The sequence below is a fragment of the Sneathiella sp. HT1-7 genome, assembly GCF_020731145.1.
Taxonomy (GTDB): Bacteria; Pseudomonadota; Alphaproteobacteria; order Sneathiellales; family Sneathiellaceae; genus Sneathiella.
In genome coordinates this window covers 181,007-197,307 of record NZ_JAJFZN010000003.1, presented here as the reverse complement: position 1 = coordinate 197,307, position 16,301 = coordinate 181,007, and the positions used below count along the sequence as shown (strand labels likewise).

13 protein-coding genes and 1 pseudogene are annotated in these 16,301 nt (G+C 53.0%); 2 read left to right on the top strand and 12 right to left on the bottom strand.

Translation table 11 applies throughout. The annotated features are described in order from the left end of the window. Positions 1–9 precede the first annotated feature (9 nt). Positions 10–1,257 carry an acetyl-CoA C-acetyltransferase gene (locus tag LKE13_RS10660; protein WP_227951108.1) on the top strand — a complete coding sequence of 416 codons (1,248 nt, stop codon included), beginning with the start codon at positions 10–12 and terminating at the stop codon, positions 1,255–1,257. 66 nt (positions 1,258–1,323) lie between these two features. Here LKE13_RS10660 and LKE13_RS10655 read toward each other — a convergent pair whose 3' ends face one another. Genes LKE13_RS10655 through LKE13_RS10600 form a run of 12 tightly spaced genes read right to left on the bottom strand, consistent with a single transcriptional unit; the run spans position 1,324 to position 15,558 of the window. Next, entirely contained in the window at positions 1,324–2,664 is a 1,341-nt protein-coding gene (locus LKE13_RS10655) for a metal-dependent hydrolase family protein (protein WP_227951105.1), read from the bottom strand. Positions 2,665–2,676: 12 nt separating this feature from the next. Continuing rightward, a complete protein-coding gene (locus LKE13_RS10650) occupies positions 2,677–3,447 on the bottom strand; it encodes an alpha/beta fold hydrolase (protein WP_227951103.1) in 771 nt (256 codons plus the stop codon). Positions 3,448–3,450: 3 nt separating this feature from the next. Continuing rightward, complete coding sequence (locus LKE13_RS10645) at positions 3,451–4,317, bottom strand: fumarylacetoacetate hydrolase family protein (RefSeq protein ID WP_227951100.1); 867 nt, start codon at positions 4,315–4,317, stop codon at positions 3,451–3,453. After that, entirely contained in the window at positions 4,314–5,819 is a 1,506-nt protein-coding gene (locus LKE13_RS10640; RefSeq protein ID WP_227951098.1) for a zinc-binding dehydrogenase, read from the bottom strand. The genes LKE13_RS10645 and LKE13_RS10640 overlap by 4 nt, the downstream gene beginning before the upstream one ends. Before the next feature lies 1 nt (position 5,820). Beyond that, positions 5,821–6,258 (bottom strand): SRPBCC family protein, encoded by a 438-nt coding sequence (locus LKE13_RS10635; protein ID WP_227951096.1) that lies wholly within the window; start codon positions 6,256–6,258, stop codon positions 5,821–5,823. A gap of 2 nt (positions 6,259–6,260) precedes the next feature. Then, entirely contained in the window at positions 6,261–8,318 is a 2,058-nt protein-coding gene (locus LKE13_RS10630; RefSeq protein ID WP_227951094.1) for a flotillin family protein, read from the bottom strand. Between the two features lie 14 nt (positions 8,319–8,332). After that, positions 8,333–9,166, bottom strand: a complete 834-nt coding sequence (locus tag LKE13_RS10625) for a phosphoenolpyruvate hydrolase family protein (RefSeq protein ID WP_415776523.1) — start codon at positions 9,164–9,166, stop codon at positions 8,333–8,335. Continuing rightward, positions 9,153–11,405: an ABC transporter permease gene (locus LKE13_RS10620; RefSeq protein ID WP_227951092.1), complete on the bottom strand. Its 2,253-nt coding sequence runs from the start codon at positions 11,403–11,405 to the stop codon at positions 9,153–9,155. Before LKE13_RS10620 ends, LKE13_RS10625 begins: the two co-directional genes overlap by 14 nt. Continuing rightward, the gene (locus LKE13_RS10615; RefSeq protein ID WP_227951090.1) at positions 11,398–12,189 is read right to left on the bottom strand and encodes an ABC transporter ATP-binding protein; all 792 of its coding nucleotides are present in this window, start codon (positions 12,187–12,189) and stop codon (positions 11,398–11,400) included. The genes LKE13_RS10620 and LKE13_RS10615 overlap by 8 nt, the downstream gene beginning before the upstream one ends. Before the next feature lie 15 nt (positions 12,190–12,204). Beyond that, on the bottom strand, positions 12,205–13,452 hold the full coding sequence (locus LKE13_RS10610; RefSeq protein WP_227951088.1) for an ABC transporter substrate-binding protein: 1,248 nt from the start codon (positions 13,450–13,452) through the stop codon (positions 12,205–12,207). An 18-nt stretch (positions 13,453–13,470) separates the two neighbouring features. Continuing rightward, positions 13,471–14,544 (bottom strand): branched-chain amino acid ABC transporter permease, encoded by a 1,074-nt coding sequence (locus LKE13_RS10605; protein WP_227951085.1) that lies wholly within the window; start codon positions 14,542–14,544, stop codon positions 13,471–13,473. A 3-nt stretch (positions 14,545–14,547) separates the two neighbouring features. Next, positions 14,548–15,558 carry a branched-chain amino acid ABC transporter permease gene (locus LKE13_RS10600; RefSeq protein ID WP_227951083.1) on the bottom strand — a complete coding sequence of 337 codons (1,011 nt, stop codon included), beginning with the start codon at positions 15,556–15,558 and terminating at the stop codon, positions 14,548–14,550. 542 nt (positions 15,559–16,100) lie between these two features. Between LKE13_RS10600 and LKE13_RS18900 the strand changes: the two are divergent. Beyond that, positions 16,101–16,286, top strand: a pseudogene (locus tag LKE13_RS18900) (winged helix-turn-helix domain-containing protein); the annotation flags it as partial. Positions 16,287–16,301: the final 15 nt, after the last annotated feature.

Genomic DNA, 16,301 nt, shown 5'->3' with positions numbered 1-16,301 from the left:
ATCAAAATAATGACTGAAGCTTACATTATTGATGCCTGCCGTACTCCACGTGGTGTCGGCAAGGTTGGCAAGGGCGCCCTCGCCCATCTCCACCCACAGCATCTTGGCGCGACCGTTCTCGGTGCTCTTGCTGAACGGAATGATTTCAATACTGCCGATGTTGATGACGTTATCTGGGGAACCTCGACACAAGTCGGCAAGCAGGGTTATGACCTCGGCCGGATGTCGGCCTTGTCAGCTGGCTATGACATCAAAGCCTCCGGTATGACGCTGGATCGCTTTTGCGGTTCTGGGATCACGACTGTCAACCTCGCGGCGGCCCAAATCATGTCCGGCATGGAAGATCTGGTCATTGCGGGCGGTACCGAGATGATGAGTTATACCGCCTCAATTGCCGATCCCAGCAATCCGGCAATGCTGGATGCGGGCAACACCGCTCTTCGTGATAGTCATCCCCAGTCACAGCAAGGTGTTTGCGCTGATGCTATTGCCACGCTGGAAGGGATTGACCGGAAAGCCCTTGATGAACTCGCGGTAGAGAGCCAGAAACGCGCAGACAAGGCAATACAGGAAGGCCGGTTCAATAAATCGCTCATTCCAGTTAAAAACACGGATGGTTCAATCGCTCTCGATCGGGAGGAATTTCCGCGCCCCGGCACGACTATGGAAAGCCTTGCGGGGCTCAAGACAGTCTTCAATATGTTTCGCGATGTCGTCGTTGACGACGCCGGCAACACATATGGCAGCCTGATTACGCGCAAATATCCGCAAATCAAGGAATTTGATCATGTGCACCATGCTGGCAACTCCTCAGGTGTTGTTGATGGTTCCGGGGCACTACTTCTCGCATCGGGTGACTATGCGAAGAAGCATAACCTGAAACCCCGCGGCCGTATTGTTGCGACGGCTAATATGGGTGATTGCCCGACATTGATGCTGAACGCGCCAGTTCCAGCTGCGAAGAAGGTACTCGCCAAGGCAGGCCTGACAACGGAAGATATAGATCTTTGGGAAATTAACGAGGCTTTCGCCATCGTTACCGAAAAATTCATTCGCGACCTGAAACTTGACCGTAGCAAAGTAAATGTCAATGGCGGCGCAATGGCGCTTGGGCACCCCATCGGAGCCACCGGATCGATCCTGATCGGCACGTTGCTTGATGAACTTGAGCGGCAGGATAAAAAACGTGGATTGGTTACCATGTGCGCCGCGGGCGGCATGGCCCCTGCGATTATTATCGAACGTCTCGATAGCTAAAGAAAAGGTCTAAAAATCAGAGGGCGACGCAAAACTAATAGTCGCGTCGCCCTTTTTTTGCCTGCTTTACGCGCTGACTCTCAATCCGACACCCAGATTTTCCGGTGCCTTATGGAACTTGCCATCCTTCATGATGGCCATCAGACGTTTCTTGTCCTGCAACACTTTGACGTCCCGGGAGGGATCCCCGTCGACAAGGAGCATATCAGCGAGATAGCCTTCCCGGATCATGCCGAGTTCATTGCCCATTTTCATCATCTCACCGCCGATTTTCGTTCCCGCAAGAATGGCTTCCATCGGCGTGAATCCGAGTAAATCAACGAAATACTCCATATCCTTGGCGTTTGTACCCATCGGTGTCCAAGCGAAGCCATAATCGCCTCCGATTGCAATGCGAATACCGCGTTTATGCATCTTCTTCATGCTTTCAATGGCGTTCTCCAGCTCCCGCTCATAGGCGATGGTCAGTGGACTACCGGGCATGATGCCATAATCACCCGCGTTTCGCGCCGTATTAATCAGCCAGGCAAGGCCCGGGGCGACAATATGCTTGTCCTTCGCAGCCTCCAGCATATCCAGCGATTCTTCATCTGTGAAAGAAGCATGATAGATCGTCTCAATGCCGTATCTGACGCAGAGCTTAATCGACTCGGCTGAGCGGGCATGGGCAGCAAGCGACCTTCCGCGCCGACGTGTTTCGGAAACCGCCATAGCAATTTCCTCATCCGACATCTGGTTTTCTTCTGCGCCCATTCCGGCGACTTCCTCGCCTGAAAGGTTGAGCTTAATCGTATCATTGCCCCACTTGATCATCTCCCGCACTTTTTTCCGGACTTCCTCCGGTCCGGAGACCACGATGCCAAGGTTTAGCCCTTCATGCTGAATATGCGGCGGCGATGCATCGCCAAGCCCACCGGTTGTCGTAATTTCCGGGCTAGCGGCTGTATAGCGCGGTCCGGGAAACCGCCCCGCGTTGATGGCATCCCTGATAACGACGTCAAGCCGTGGTTTGGCCGCTGCCGCACCGCGCCCAGCTGTAAATCCGGCATCCAGAACAATTTTGGCCATTTCAACACAGACAAGAACATGCTCTTCCAATGGCATCATCTGGATCGGATCGACGCCCGGCGCATTGTTCCAGCTTAGATGCAGGTGGGAATCAATAAGGCCCGGCATCAAGGTCATACCCCGCCCGTCAATACGTTGACCGCCACTTCCGTTGCCCCAGCTGCCGCCCATGGCAGACCGGTTAATCGATTTTATCCGGTTTCCCGATACCGTGACCTCCCCGGAATAAGGCGCCTCCCCCGTCCCCTCTAGTATGCGCACATTGTTGAAGGTTATATCGGAATTCCCGCTACTCCCGTTACTTCTGCCACTCCAGTCAGTAAATGTATTTTCGGCCATGATTTAGTCTCCCTAGCTAATTCTGTTGGCGTCTAGATGGGCACGTAATAATTCAGCGGAGCGCGTCGGCGCTTCCATCATCATCCAATGCGCTACCCCAGGTATGATTTCGAGCTGCCCTTGGGACAATTTCTGCATCATTTGCTCCGCCATGGCGACCGGCGCCACCGGATCTGTCTCCCCCGCAATCAGTAGTGTAGGGCAGGTAACTCTCGCGAGATCTGCAGCCTTCGCGCTGCTAAGGGCCTGACAATGCGCTGCATAGCCGCTCGCATCCTGTCGAAGCAGGCTTTCCCTGACGAAAGCGGACGCGACCGGTTTGCCCTTAGAAACACTTGCTTTATGGACGGCTTCGGCAATGCCAGCCATCCCCTCGCGCTGCGCCGCTGAGGCCCGTTCACTTAATCCTGCGCGAGCGGCGGCGGGTGGCTCTGAAATGGGACCGAACAGGGTCAGGCTTTGCACCATATCCGGATGATCGGCGGCAAGATACTGGCATACGATCGTCCCCATGGAATGCCCAACAAAATGTGCTTTTTTTACACCTGATGCGTTCAGACAATCCAGAACGGCGGCAACAAGCCCCGCAATTCCCGGTCGACCAGGTCGCAACGGGGACCGTCCTGCACCCGGCAAATCTGGCCGCAAAATACGATATCCGTCCAGTGTCGAAATCAAGGTCTGAAAGCTGTTCGACGTGCCGCCGAGACCGTGGATCATTACCACAGCCGCCCCCTCTCCCTGATCCTCAACTTTCATGCTCCCGACTGAAATATCCGGCATGGCTTAATAAGCCTCCACCGGATTTTCCAGCGTTCCAATACCGCCGATTTCAACGCGGACCTTATCTCCGGGTTCCAGATATTTCGGAGGATTGAATCCAATGCCCACACCTGCGGGCGTCCCGGTTGCAATGATATCCCCGGGCTCAAGCGTTATGCCGTTTGAAATTGCTTCAATGATCGTCGGGATATCGAAAATCAACAAACCAGTATTGGAATCCTGCCGCAACTCTTCATTTATCCAGCATTTCACTAGTGTATCCTTGAGATCAATTTCATCTGCGGTGACCGCCCAAGGCCCCATCGGGCAAAAGGTATCCTGCGATTTGCTGATCAGCCATTGGCTGTGACGGCCCTGCAGATCCCTCGCTGTAACATCATTGACAACCGTGTATCCCCAAACATGCGAGAGCGCGTCTTCCTTTGAGATATTCCGACCGGCCTTACCGATAATCACGGCGAGCTCTGCCTCATAGTCAATCGCTGTGGATACTGACGCATCAATCCGGATCGCTGCACCATTTTTGACAACTGTTTCCGGCAGCTTTGAAAACACAATCGGCGCTTCCGGTATTGCCCCTTTCGCCGCTGAGCTATCAAAGCCGGAAGAGGCAAACTCCTTGGCATGTTCGTGATAGTTTTTTCCAACGCAGAATATGTTTCGTGATGGACGCGGCACCGGCGCCAGCAACTCAACCTCGGATATCGGAACCGTTTCAACAATCTTTGGCGACGCTCCATCTATCAGGGCGACGACACCATCCTGCTTAATTGAGGCCTCTGGTATATCAAAGCATTCTATGGCGTTCTCTGCTTCGATAACGCGCCCGATCTGGGTTTTGCCCTTCCAGTAAAAAACGGCGAATTTCATTTTTGACCTTTCTGATAATCGTCAGGAATAAGAATACTTGAGCCAGTCGTTTCCCGCGCTTCCAGCGCACGATGTGCGTCTGCGGCCCGGGAAAGTGGATATTGCCGCCCCACATCTACAGTGATGACATGCCGTCTGATCGCTTCGAACAGCCGATCTGTAATGGCGGCGATCTTCTGGGGCGTATCGGTATAATGGCCAAAGTTCGGCCGGGAAATCGTAACCGACTTTGACGCGAGAGAACTAATATCGCGTTTGCCAATATCACCCGACGCCTGACCGAAACTAATCAGGTGTCCGCAGGTGGCAAGAGCCGCGACGGAATGATCGAAGCTGTCTTTTCCAACCGCATCGAAAATCACATCTGCACCATGTTCCTTGGTGATTTCCATCACCTGTTCTTCAAGGCTGCGATCCGTCGGTAGGACCACATGATGCGCTCCCGCATCGCGAGCAGCACGGGCCTTTTCCTCACTGGAGGTTGCGCCGATAACCGTCGCGCCAAGGTTATTCGCCCATTGGCAAAGAATGCGACCTACACCTCCGGCGGGGGCATAAATAAGCACAACATCGCCTTTTTTAACTTGATGCACGCGATGCAAAAGAAATTCCGCTGCCATCCCCTTCAGCAAGCCTGCCGCGGCAGTTATGTCATCAATATCGTCCGGGATTGGAAAAACGAGCGCCGCCGACATCGTTCGAACAGAGGCATAGGCGCCGACTGGCGGACAAGCATACCCAGCCCGCTGTCCCGGCGAGAGATGCCGCACGCCCTCTCCCACAGACTCAACAAGACCAACAGCTTCCATCCCCGGTACTCCGAGCGGCGTAAGCAGATCAAAATATCCGGATCGGCAATAAACATCGATATAGTTAACGCCTATGGCGGTCTGTCGGAGGCGAACTTCACCCGGCCCCGGCGGTGCTGCGGTCACTTCAATCGGGCGCATTTCCTCCGGCCCGCCATGACGATCTATGCCAATCGCCATGCCGGAAAGTGCCGCCTCATTTGCAATCGCAGCAGACGTCGAAGAAGACTGGAGCGCTTGCTGTGCAAATGGCTGACGAGCCGTCACCCGCGACCGAACGGCCTCGAACCCGGCCTCATAAACCACTTCCGCAACCAGCTTGGCAAGTTCCTGTTCCCGTCCCTTTGGCGTCTCAAAGCGCGACGACCACGACCAAAACGTGCAGTTTCCGTCCGTCACGGGTTTTAGCGAGACTTCTGCAATGTAATTCTGCAACGGAATATCGCTTTCTACCATTGAATAGCGAAAGCTGTGATCTTCATCAGACATAGACAGAAGCTGTTCGCGCAGATGTTCCCCTTCAGTCAGTTCAAAATTCCGGACAGCGCTCACCTGATCAGTTCGCTTGCCGCCATCCAGATGGCTCCGCCGGACGGCCGGATGCCATCGGTCATGCCCGTTAAAATCGCGCAGGATTTCCCAAACCGCCTCAATCGGTGCATCAATGACAGTGCTGCGGCGGACAGAAACCAACTTATCCCCCCATCCGATTTTTGAGGGACGTCAACCCTCCGAGAAAGACATTTGTGCCGATATGATCGATAAGCTCCTGCTCCCGGCCGGATGCGCAGTCAAACTCCGCTGACCATTCCGCGAAGGTATGACCGCCGTCTGTTATCGGAAAGAGCTTGACCGTTGAGATATAATTCTCCACGCCCATAGGGCTTTCCAGAATGGCGTAAGAAAAGCTATAGTCATAGTCGGAAAGGGCCAGCAGTCTTTCCCGGATAACGCCACCATCTGCGAGCCGAAAAGCCCTCACACAGCCGATTTTATCAGACGGCAGCCCTTCCTCTATCCGGCTATCGACGACGAACTCCGTCCAGTCAGGTAATGCATTAAAGTCACGGATAACGGACCAGACACGGTCCGCTGGCGCGGCTATAACGGTTGATGTGTACACACTGGGCATTGCTAGTCGTCCTCGCTCTTATCCGACTTCGCGCCTTTGGCAAGAGCCTGGGCATCTTTTGCGGAACGGAAAATATCACCCATTTTCGTCACGCCCGGGTTTTCGACACCGATTTCCCGCATCATCTCATCAATCAGCGGGGCCTGCGCGCGATACCGAAGTGCGCTTTCGATGACCTCGTCAGTTGGCGAACGATGATTGTTGCCACCGCCACCATTCATGCCGTCGACATGCAGGATCTTGATGCCTTCGATATTCTCCATCGGTTTGACGCTCTCGCGCACGATGCCTTCCAGACGATCCAGCATCTTGGACCGCAAACGACCGGCCCGCGCATCCTCGCTGAGGATGTTTTCTGCTTCATTCTGCAGCCGTTGTGCTTCCGCCTGGACAGTAGCGGTAATCTTGTCGGTTTCCGCTGCAATTCTGGCGGTATCCGCATTCTTTTCCGCTAACAGCCTGTCGACCGCAGCGATGCGTTCCGCGATGACAGTTTCCCGTATGGTGGAGACTTTCTCGGCGGCTTCGACGGCTTTGGCTTCCGCCGCTTCCGTTGCAACGCGCGTATCCGCGACAGACGCCTGCTCTTTCAAGATCAAAATCTGGCGCTCAATCTCAGCCAGTTCAAGTGCTTGATCCCGCTCTATTTCCAGCCTTCTGAGGTCCCGCTCCTTCAAAATTCGGGCTTCATCAAGTCCACGTTCTGATGCGATCCGTGCCCGCTCCAATTCTTCCTGAGCAGATATCTCATTTTCTTCTATCTGCTGGCGGAAAGAGATTTGTTGCGAGCGCAAGACACGATCGCGCTCGATACGAGCTTTATCGAGCACTTGCTCCTGTGCGATCCGCGATGTCTCGATCGCCTTTTGTGCGGCAATCTTCGAGGTTTCAATTTGCTGGTTCCGGGCAATATCACGGTTTTCCGTTTCTTCCTCGGCCATAATCCGCGCTTCCTGAAGCAGTCGATCGGAAACAATCCGCGCCCTCTCCACATCTTCATTTGCGGAGATTTCAGCGGAGTCAATTTCATGACGTTGTTGTATTTGCTTTTCCCGAATCATTCGATCGCGGTCTATACGAGCAGCTTCAAGCTCCTGCTCCTGTGAGACGCGCATTTTTTCGATTTCCTCTTGCGCCTTTATCTCCGCTGCCTGCAACGCACGTTGCCGGGCAATTTCTATTTCACGGGTTTTCTGCTCATTCAGAATACGGGATTTTTCCCCTTCAGCTTCTTTTTCTGATCGCGTATGCGTAATTTCAGCTCTCTGCATGGCGCGCAGGGCTTCCAAGTCTCGCTCCTGCGTCAGGCGGGAGCTTTCACTTTCCTGCTCAAGTTTGAGAGTTTCCTTTTCCGCTTCGAGATTTCGGGCGCGAATGGCTACGACAGAAGATTGCTCAATATCATTGCGGAGTTTCCGGCGGGTCTCGATTGTCTCAATCAACTGAGTAAGACCTTCCGCATCAAAGCGATTGGCGGGATTGAAAAACTCAAGTTCCGTCTGATCGAGATCCGTGATCGCAACGGTTTCAAGTTCCAACCCATTTCGTGCCAACACATCAGCGGCCCGTTCATTGACACGCTCCACGAAATCGCCGCGCTTTTCGTGCATTTCATCCAGCGACATTTCCGCAGCAACGGAACGAAGTGCACCTACAAACTTACCTGAAAGAAGATCGGCAAGAGCCTCTGGTGACATGGTTTTCCGGCCCAGAGTGGATGCCGCAGCCGCAACGGCCTTTTTCTCCTGTATGACGCGAACAAAGAATTCCGCCTCGATATCCACGCGCATACGATCCTTGGTAATGACAGCATCTTCCTTCGTTCTGGTGACGGGTATCCGCACCACATTCAGGTTGACCGGCGTTACTTCATGAATGATGGGTAGAACCAGTGCACCCCCGTTTATGACAACGGTTTCGCCGCGGAATCCTGTCCGCACGAAGGCTACTTCCTTGGTACTTCGATGGTAAAGCCAGTGAAGAAGATAGGCGATCACCGCGATGACTATAATCGCAATGATAAGCCAGAGAATTGTCGAGCCAACCACGCTGCTTGTCATTCTTTCAACCTCCCTTAACCTAAGCTCAAAGCCTTGAAGGCTTCTGTCTGTTTTGTCAGCGCGACTTCTGTTGGCAACCGCTCCATCGAGGAGGCGCCATAGAAGCCATGACATGTTTTTGTGTTATCGAGGACATATTGCGCATCCTTCGGCATTGAGACCGGTCCGCCATGCACAAGAACAATGACTTCCGGGTTTACATCGCGGGCCGCTGCTGCCCAGCTATCAACCATGGCAGGGCAATCCTCCAGTTTGAGCGCCGTATCCGCACCGATGGAGCCTCCGGTGGTCAGCCCGAGATGGCAAACAATGATATCCGCCCCTGCTGCCGCCATGGCCGCTGCATCCTCTTCGCAGAAAACATAGGGCGTCGTGAACATGTCTTTTTCGTGGGCGAGGCGTATTACATCCACTTCCTGGGAATATGACATGCCCGTTTCTTCCAGATTGGCGCGGAACGTCCCGTCAATTAGCCCGACTGTCGGAAAATTCTGTATACCCGAAAAGCCGATCGCTTTTACCTGATCGAGGTAGTTGTCAAACTGACAAAACGGGTCTGTGCCATTTACCCCGGCGAGAACAGGTGTATGTTTGACAACGGGTAAAACTTCCTGCGCCATATCCATGACAATTTCATTTGCATTGCCATAGGCAAGCAGCCCCGAAAGCGACCCTCGGCCCGCCATGCGATAGCGACCAGAGTTATAAATTACGATCAGGTCGATGCCGCCGGCTTCCTCACATTTCGCGGAGAGTCCGGTTCCGGCACCCCCGCCGACTATGGGGATACGCCGTCGTTTCATATCCTGGAATCTTTTGACTAACTCCATTCGTTCAATACGCGGCATTACGCTTGCTCCTTGCGGTTGGATAAATTTCTTCGAGTGCGGCAATAACGGCCTGTGTAAAGGCCATATCGTTGATATGATAAGGGGTGCGGATCAGACGACGTTGAGGGGTCTCGCGAAAGCGGGACGCCAGCGCGTCGAAAAGCGCGCGATCCGCTTCCGGATCATGGAATGGCTGCCCCGGCGCATCGAGTGCGGATACTCCTCCTTCGGGGATCAAAAACCGGACCGGACCCGTCATCTGATTAAGCTTGTCCGCAATCCACTCTCCCATACGGGCATTTTCAGCCGCAGTGGTGCGCATCAAGGTGATTTGCGGATTATGCTCGACAAACTTTCTGTCACGGTAGTGGTCCGGCACCGTGCTTCTTGCGCCAAAATTGACCATATCCAGTGCCCCAACAGAACCTACATAGGGAATGCGCGTGCGGATAAAGGCATCGAAGCGTTCCTCCGTCGCGGCAAAGAATCCGCCCATCATCATGTCGCATATTTCGGTTGTGGTGAGATCAATTGCAGCTTCAAGCAGGCCGCTATCAACGAGTTTTTCCATGGACCGACCGCCCGTTCCTGTCGCGTGGAAGACCATGCATTCAAATTGATCGTCCAATTCTGCAGTCAGTTGCTGTATCGCCTGCGTGGTGACACCAAACATCGTTAGCCCAAGCCCTAGTTTGTCTGCCGAAGACGCCCGTTTATCAGTATCCTTTTTCGCGTCCGCGACCATGCCGGATATCGCATTGGCACCATTGGCAAGAACTCGACGAGAGATTTTATTCAACCCCTGCACATCGGTCACCGAATACATCATCATAATATCCGTCGGTCCGACATATTGACCTACCTCGCCGGAGGCAACTGTGGAAATCATGACCTTTGGTACACCGATTGGAAGTTGACGCATGGCCGGCGTGACAAGCGCGGTGCCCCCCGATCCCCCGGCGGAGATAATTCCGCCCAAATCTCTTTGACGCCGGATCCAGTTCTCGAAGGCCTCAGACATCGCGCGGACGGATTTCCCCCGGTCCCCTGTAAAGACCGCGCTAGCGCCTCCCGGATGATAGGCAGCGACCATATGCGGCGGCACATCAGTGGAAGACGGCTTTTGCGTTGTGGATAAATCAACTGTTCTGACCCGCAAGCCATGACTTACTATTCGGTCCCGAATGTAGTTGAGTTCCACTCCCTTCGTATCAAAAGTCCCAGCCACCAAAACATCCCCACCTGACATAGCATCGAAAGAAATCGGTGGTTCATGAAAGAGTGGCTCAGGGACGGTATCGAATGGTCTCACCGTTTGGAGATTTTTGGCTGGCGTGACAACCTTCTCTTCCCATGCATTCCGGGACCAGCGGGTCGGAGCGCTATAAACCACTGTCTTCCGGGTAGGCTCTGACTCAACCGGTGGAACAGGCGCATCATCACTAGGTATGGCAGGCTCTGCCAACGGCACTTCCTCGATCTGCGTCATTTCAGTGAATTTGGGAAGTTCTGTTTCGTCATGTGAATGCCGCCCGACACCAAGAAGCCGCTCCTGCAGCGCCCGATCTGATGCGAGTTCTCTCGCTGGCATTACGCGGTTTATGCGGCCATTCGCCATGATCGCCACATCCTCGGATATCGAGGTGGCAACCGATATATTCTGCTCGATCAGCAAGATAGATACATCCGCGTCGGCGGCAAGCTCCGCCAGCAACTTTTCGACCTGATCCACGATCACCGGGGCAAGTCCTTCAGTCGGTTCATCCAGGATCAGAAGTTGTGGGTCTTGCAGTAGCGCCCGCGAGATAGCGAGCATTTGCTGCTCCCCGCCTGAAAGCTGGCCCGCGCCATTGCGGCGTCGCTCAAATAGTCGCGGAAATATTTCATAGATGCGGTCGATCGTCCAGGAGCCGCCGCCTTCACACAGCTTAAGATGCTCATGCACAGTTAAGGATGGCCATAACCGGCGCCCTTGCGGTGTGTACCCAATCCCTGAAGAGGCAATTTTATAGGGCGGCATGCCCGTGATATCTTCACCGTGATAGCGGATGGAGCCTCGCCGGATTGGCAACAGTCCCATAATTGCATTACAGAGGGTTGTTTTCCCCATACCGTTACGTCCGACGACGGCGTGAACGCCATGGTCAAGAGTAAGATTCACTCCCTGTAAAGCGTGAGATTGGCCATAGTATACATGCAGATCCTTAACCTGCAGAATGGCAGCCGGTGCCGAGCGTCTGTTGCTACGATCAGCCATGTCCACCTCCGTGGCCGAGGTAAAGCTCCTGCACTTCACCGTCATTCTCGATTTCTTCCGGCGTACCGTCTTTGAAAATGCGCCCGTTATGCATCATGGTCACTCTTTGGGAGACCTTGAGCGCGACATCCATGTCATGTTCGATAATGATATATCCAATATGCGACGGGAGGCTTTGCAATATTTCGACAAGCAGCGTCCGTTCAGTTGGCGATAGTCCCGCAGCCGGTTCATCAAACAAAATGAGGCGCGGTGCGCCGGAAAGCGCAAGCGCAATTTCAAGCTGGCGCTGTTGTCCATAACTCAGCTCTGCGACCTGTTTGTCCTTTACATCATCGAGATGAACCGCTTCAAGCAGGGACTGCGCTAATTCCATTGACCCGTCATCCCGCTTCGGACGACGAAGCGAGAACCGTCCCCGGGTAACGCCCCGGCAGGCCAGAAACGTATTTTCCAGAACGGTAAGGCCATTGAATAATAATGAAATCTGATAGGTTCGGCGAAGACCGCGACGGATCCGCTCATGACTAGGCAGATCCGTTACGTCTTCTCCGAAGAGCCGGACCCGACCTGTTGTGGTCGGAAAATCCCCGGTAATCGCATTGAACAGTGTCGTTTTACCAGCACCATTCGATCCCAGAACCGCGCGCCGCTCCCCCGCTTTGACGGTCATATTAACGTCCGCCAAGGCTACCAGCGCACCGAAATGGCGACTGACAGCTTCAAGCTCTAGCGCATATTGGCCAGTGCTTTGCAAGCGAGAGAGAGCGTCGGTTCCAGGCATTCGGGTTATCTTCCCTTAGCTACAAGACGGATTTTCACGACCAACTTGGCCATATTCCAGGAATTTCTCGTAAGAAACACCAAGAGTCTGGTTAACCTGCGGGATAACCTTGATGGTTTTATTCAACAGATTTCCGTCCGGCCCTTCGATCACTTCCGTCAGGAATATGTCGGCAACCGCATTGCGGCGTTCGTCAACACTGACCATGCCCGTTGGTGTCTCGAATGACAGCTTGGAAAGCGCCGCGCGGAACTTCTTTTCGCCATCGGAAAGATCGCCATTGACCTCATTAAGCGCCAACAGAGCAGCCTTGGTATTTATGTAATAGGCATGCGCGAAAAGTGACGGTGACGGGAAGCCATCTGGAAATGCCTTCTGATAGGCTGCAACAAACTCTTTCCAGCGCGGATCATCCCAGGTATCCGAAACCGGACCAGCTGAAGGTGTTCCGACAACAAAGCTCCGAGCCTTCCCTTTGGAACCAAGAACAGACTGGTCAACCGTGATAGATCCACCAATTAGCGGAAGATCACCGCCGGACTGTTCATATTGGGTCAGGAAATTGACTGCATCCGCGCCGCCAAGAGCCACGAAAATAGCATCGACATCATCCGGCAAAGCTGCGATCACAGAGGAATAATCCTTATTCCCGATCGGCACCCAAAAGCGTGAATCAATTGCTGATTTTCCGCCTAACCGACAGAAAGGCTCAAGGAAACCGAACACCTGCGTATAAGGGAAGGAATAGTCTTCCGCCAGAACCGCTACGTTGCGGTAGCCTTTTTCATTGTAGGCATATTCTCCGAGACCGGCCATCCATTGCGCCCCTTCCGTGCTAAAACGGAAGAAGTTTTCAGCAGGACTACGCAGTGTCGTATCCTGCGCAGCGGAAGAACCGTTCAAGAATGTCACGTTCGGCTGCGTCTTTGCATAATCCTTTACCGCCAACCCCTCAGACCCAGAAAGCGGACCGATGACGAGTTGCACGCCGTCCTGTTCCACCAGTTTCCGGACAGCGCGCACAGCGCTGTCCGGGGAGGCGTCAGACGACCCCGTGATCAGCTCAATCTTCTTGCCGCCAGCCATATAATCAAATTCCTGAAGCGCGAGTTTAACGCCACGCATCCCATCTTCACCGAGGACAGTGAACGCGCCTTCCAATGTTGCCAGCGCACCCATTTTGATATCGTCCGCCGCGGATACTGCGGGGACAGTAATTGACAGCGCCAATGTCGCCGCCATTAAATGCTTTAGTTTTCCCATAGCCGTTACTTCCTCCTGTTATTCAGTTTTCTCTAATGATCCGGTACTGGCCGGACCATCCTTGTTGACGCGCTCATCTCCCAGCAGCGCGTTCCCTCTGAACCGAAGCCTGTCACGGAAACGGTTCCAAAGCCCTAGCAAGCCATCTGGTGAAAACAGGACAACGAGCAGAAATGCTGTCCCGATGACCATGTTGAACCGCTCCCGGTCGATCAGGTCGATGGCAAAATTCTCAAGCAGTACAAAGGCAATTGCCCCAAGAAACGGACCGATCGGGTGGCGCATCCCGCCAACCACCGCGATGACGAGGATATCGATAGCGACATCGACACCGACTGTACCGGGCGATACCCGTCCGTTGAACCAGACGAGCAAGACGCCCCCAAATCCGGCAATAATTCCCGCAAAAAAATAGGCAACGATACGATGTAGTGTCACATTAAAGCCAAGCGCCCGCATCCGGCGGGGATTATCGCGTATTGCCTGAAGTCCCAGCCCGTATGTTGATTGCGCGCAATAATAAACGGCGGCGAAAAAACCGATGGCGACCGTCAGGCTCAAATAATAAAATGGAACCGGATCTCGCCAGTAGATCCCGAATAAAGTCGGCGGCTCAACACCTGCAAATCCGGTAAAGCCGTTGAACAGCACATAGTTCTGCCGCACGAAATAGAAAAAGGCGACGGCGACGGCAAGGGTGATCATAATAGTATATATCCCCTCCGTCCGGACAGAGACCGCGCCGATAAAGGTGCTGAAAAGGGCCGCTCCTAAAACGGAAACGATAACGGTCAACCACCAAGGCCACCCCAGGCCCATTACGTCCATACTGTTTTCCCCAAGGATTGCCATCAGATAGGCGGCAAACCCAGCCACCGTCAACTGTGCGAGACTGACCATCCCCCCATATCCGGCGAGCATCATGAGGGAGAGAGCAATCGTTCCAAGGATGAGCGAGTAAGCTCCTATCTGGAAGATAAAGAAATCAGTAGCAAAACTTGGATAAGCCAACAGAAACACAGCAGCTATCAGCACCGCCGGATGAATATCCTTGAAAGAGATCGAACCCGAGAAAAGTCGTCGTGAATCCATGTATCAGCGCCCCCCCATCAGTCCCTGCGGGCGCACCGCAAGAACGACTACCATAATCAGAAAGGTGAGCACCACTCCGTAAGTCGGGAAATAGGCAAGCCCGAACTGTTCTGCGAGGCCAATGATCAAGGCACCGATCGCTGCGCCCGTGATCGAGCCGAGTCCGCCGACAATCACCACAACCAATGATGCCAACAAGTACCGTATGTCTTCGCCTGGGGCGACGGAGAGCGCTGTGCCTCCAATGACCCCCGCAAATCCGGCCAGTCCGGCACCTATCGCGAAAACGAGAACGAACACAAGCTGTACGTTCACACCTGTTGCAGCCAGCATTTCCCGGTCATTGACTCCGGCGCGGATCATCATGCCAATGCGCGTCCGGTTCAGGAAAATCCAAAGACTAATTCCAACAGCAACGGCAATTACCAGGACCACAAGCCGGAAAACCGGGTATTTAATATAGACAGCAGCGCCCGAAGACTTGATCACGGAAATAATCGGCAAATTAGCCGCACCGAACAACCAGTCAGGCGGCGAGAATTGATAAGTTGTCCCCGTCCAGATTGCCAGCATGGCATCTGCGGCAATAATGGAGATACCGATTGTGACAAGGGTCTGCCGCAAGTCATCGTTAGCCATTCGCCGGAAAATGAGCACCTGAAGCAGCACACCGCTGATGGCGACACTAATAAAAGCAGCGGCAAGTCCGAGGAACCAGTTGCCGGTCAGGTCTGCCACCTCATACCCAATATAGGCCCCAAGAAGATACATCGAGCCATGCGCCAGATTAACATTTCGCATCAAACCGAAGATCAATGTGAACCCACTCGCGACCAGGAAATATAAACCGCCCAGCGTGACCCCATTAAGGAGTGTGTTAACGAAAGTCTTCTTGCGACCAAGCGCATCGACAAGCCAATCCGGCCAGACAGCAAAAATCATCCAAAGAAAAATTACGGCGACAAGCAACAGGACAATTGCCCAGAAGGTATGACGTTCAACGAAATTTCTCATGGCTTATGCCACACGGGCGTTGTGCGTGAATCGTCAAACGATTTGTCAAACCGGTACATCAATTTGTAATCCCGCTCCGCGCTTTTATTTAAAGCGCTCTCCCTGTTTTCTTTTGCGACCACCAGCTTTTCTCGTTTGATTTGTTGTGCTGTGTTATCGCTTTAGTTCATTTAACAGTGCCTTAGTCCAGCTAGGCCGTGCAATATAGTAAATTTTCTCAATCGGGTAAAAATGGGTAATTTATAAAACTAATATGCGAATCACGGTGAAGTACTGATACTTAAAACTTGGAAATCACCCCTTACGCACCAGAAATAATTCTTGAGAATGCATCAAAGTCCCTGAATTTCATAAAGCTCCCATTTTCATTAGTTAACCTGCCGCACTAACAATCCAATTTATTGAATTGGTGTCAAATTTTTTACTGAAACTTATAATTTTATATGTTTTTCAAATAGTTATACCTTACATAAATTTATACCAATCAAAAAATTGGTATGTTATTGTTAGATTGATAACCGGATCAAAGAGAATCAGCCAACATGTCCTCAAAAATTTCCACTGTCACGGAACTCAGGAATTTAATTAGAACGACCTATTTCGCGCCGCAGTCAAAGCTCCCTTCTGAGAGAAAGCTCGCAGAGATATTGAAAGTATCACGGTCTACTTTGCGAACGGCTTTAGACACCTTAGAGTCTGAGGGGGAGGTCTGGCGCCATGTCGGGAGAGGTACTTTCGTTGGG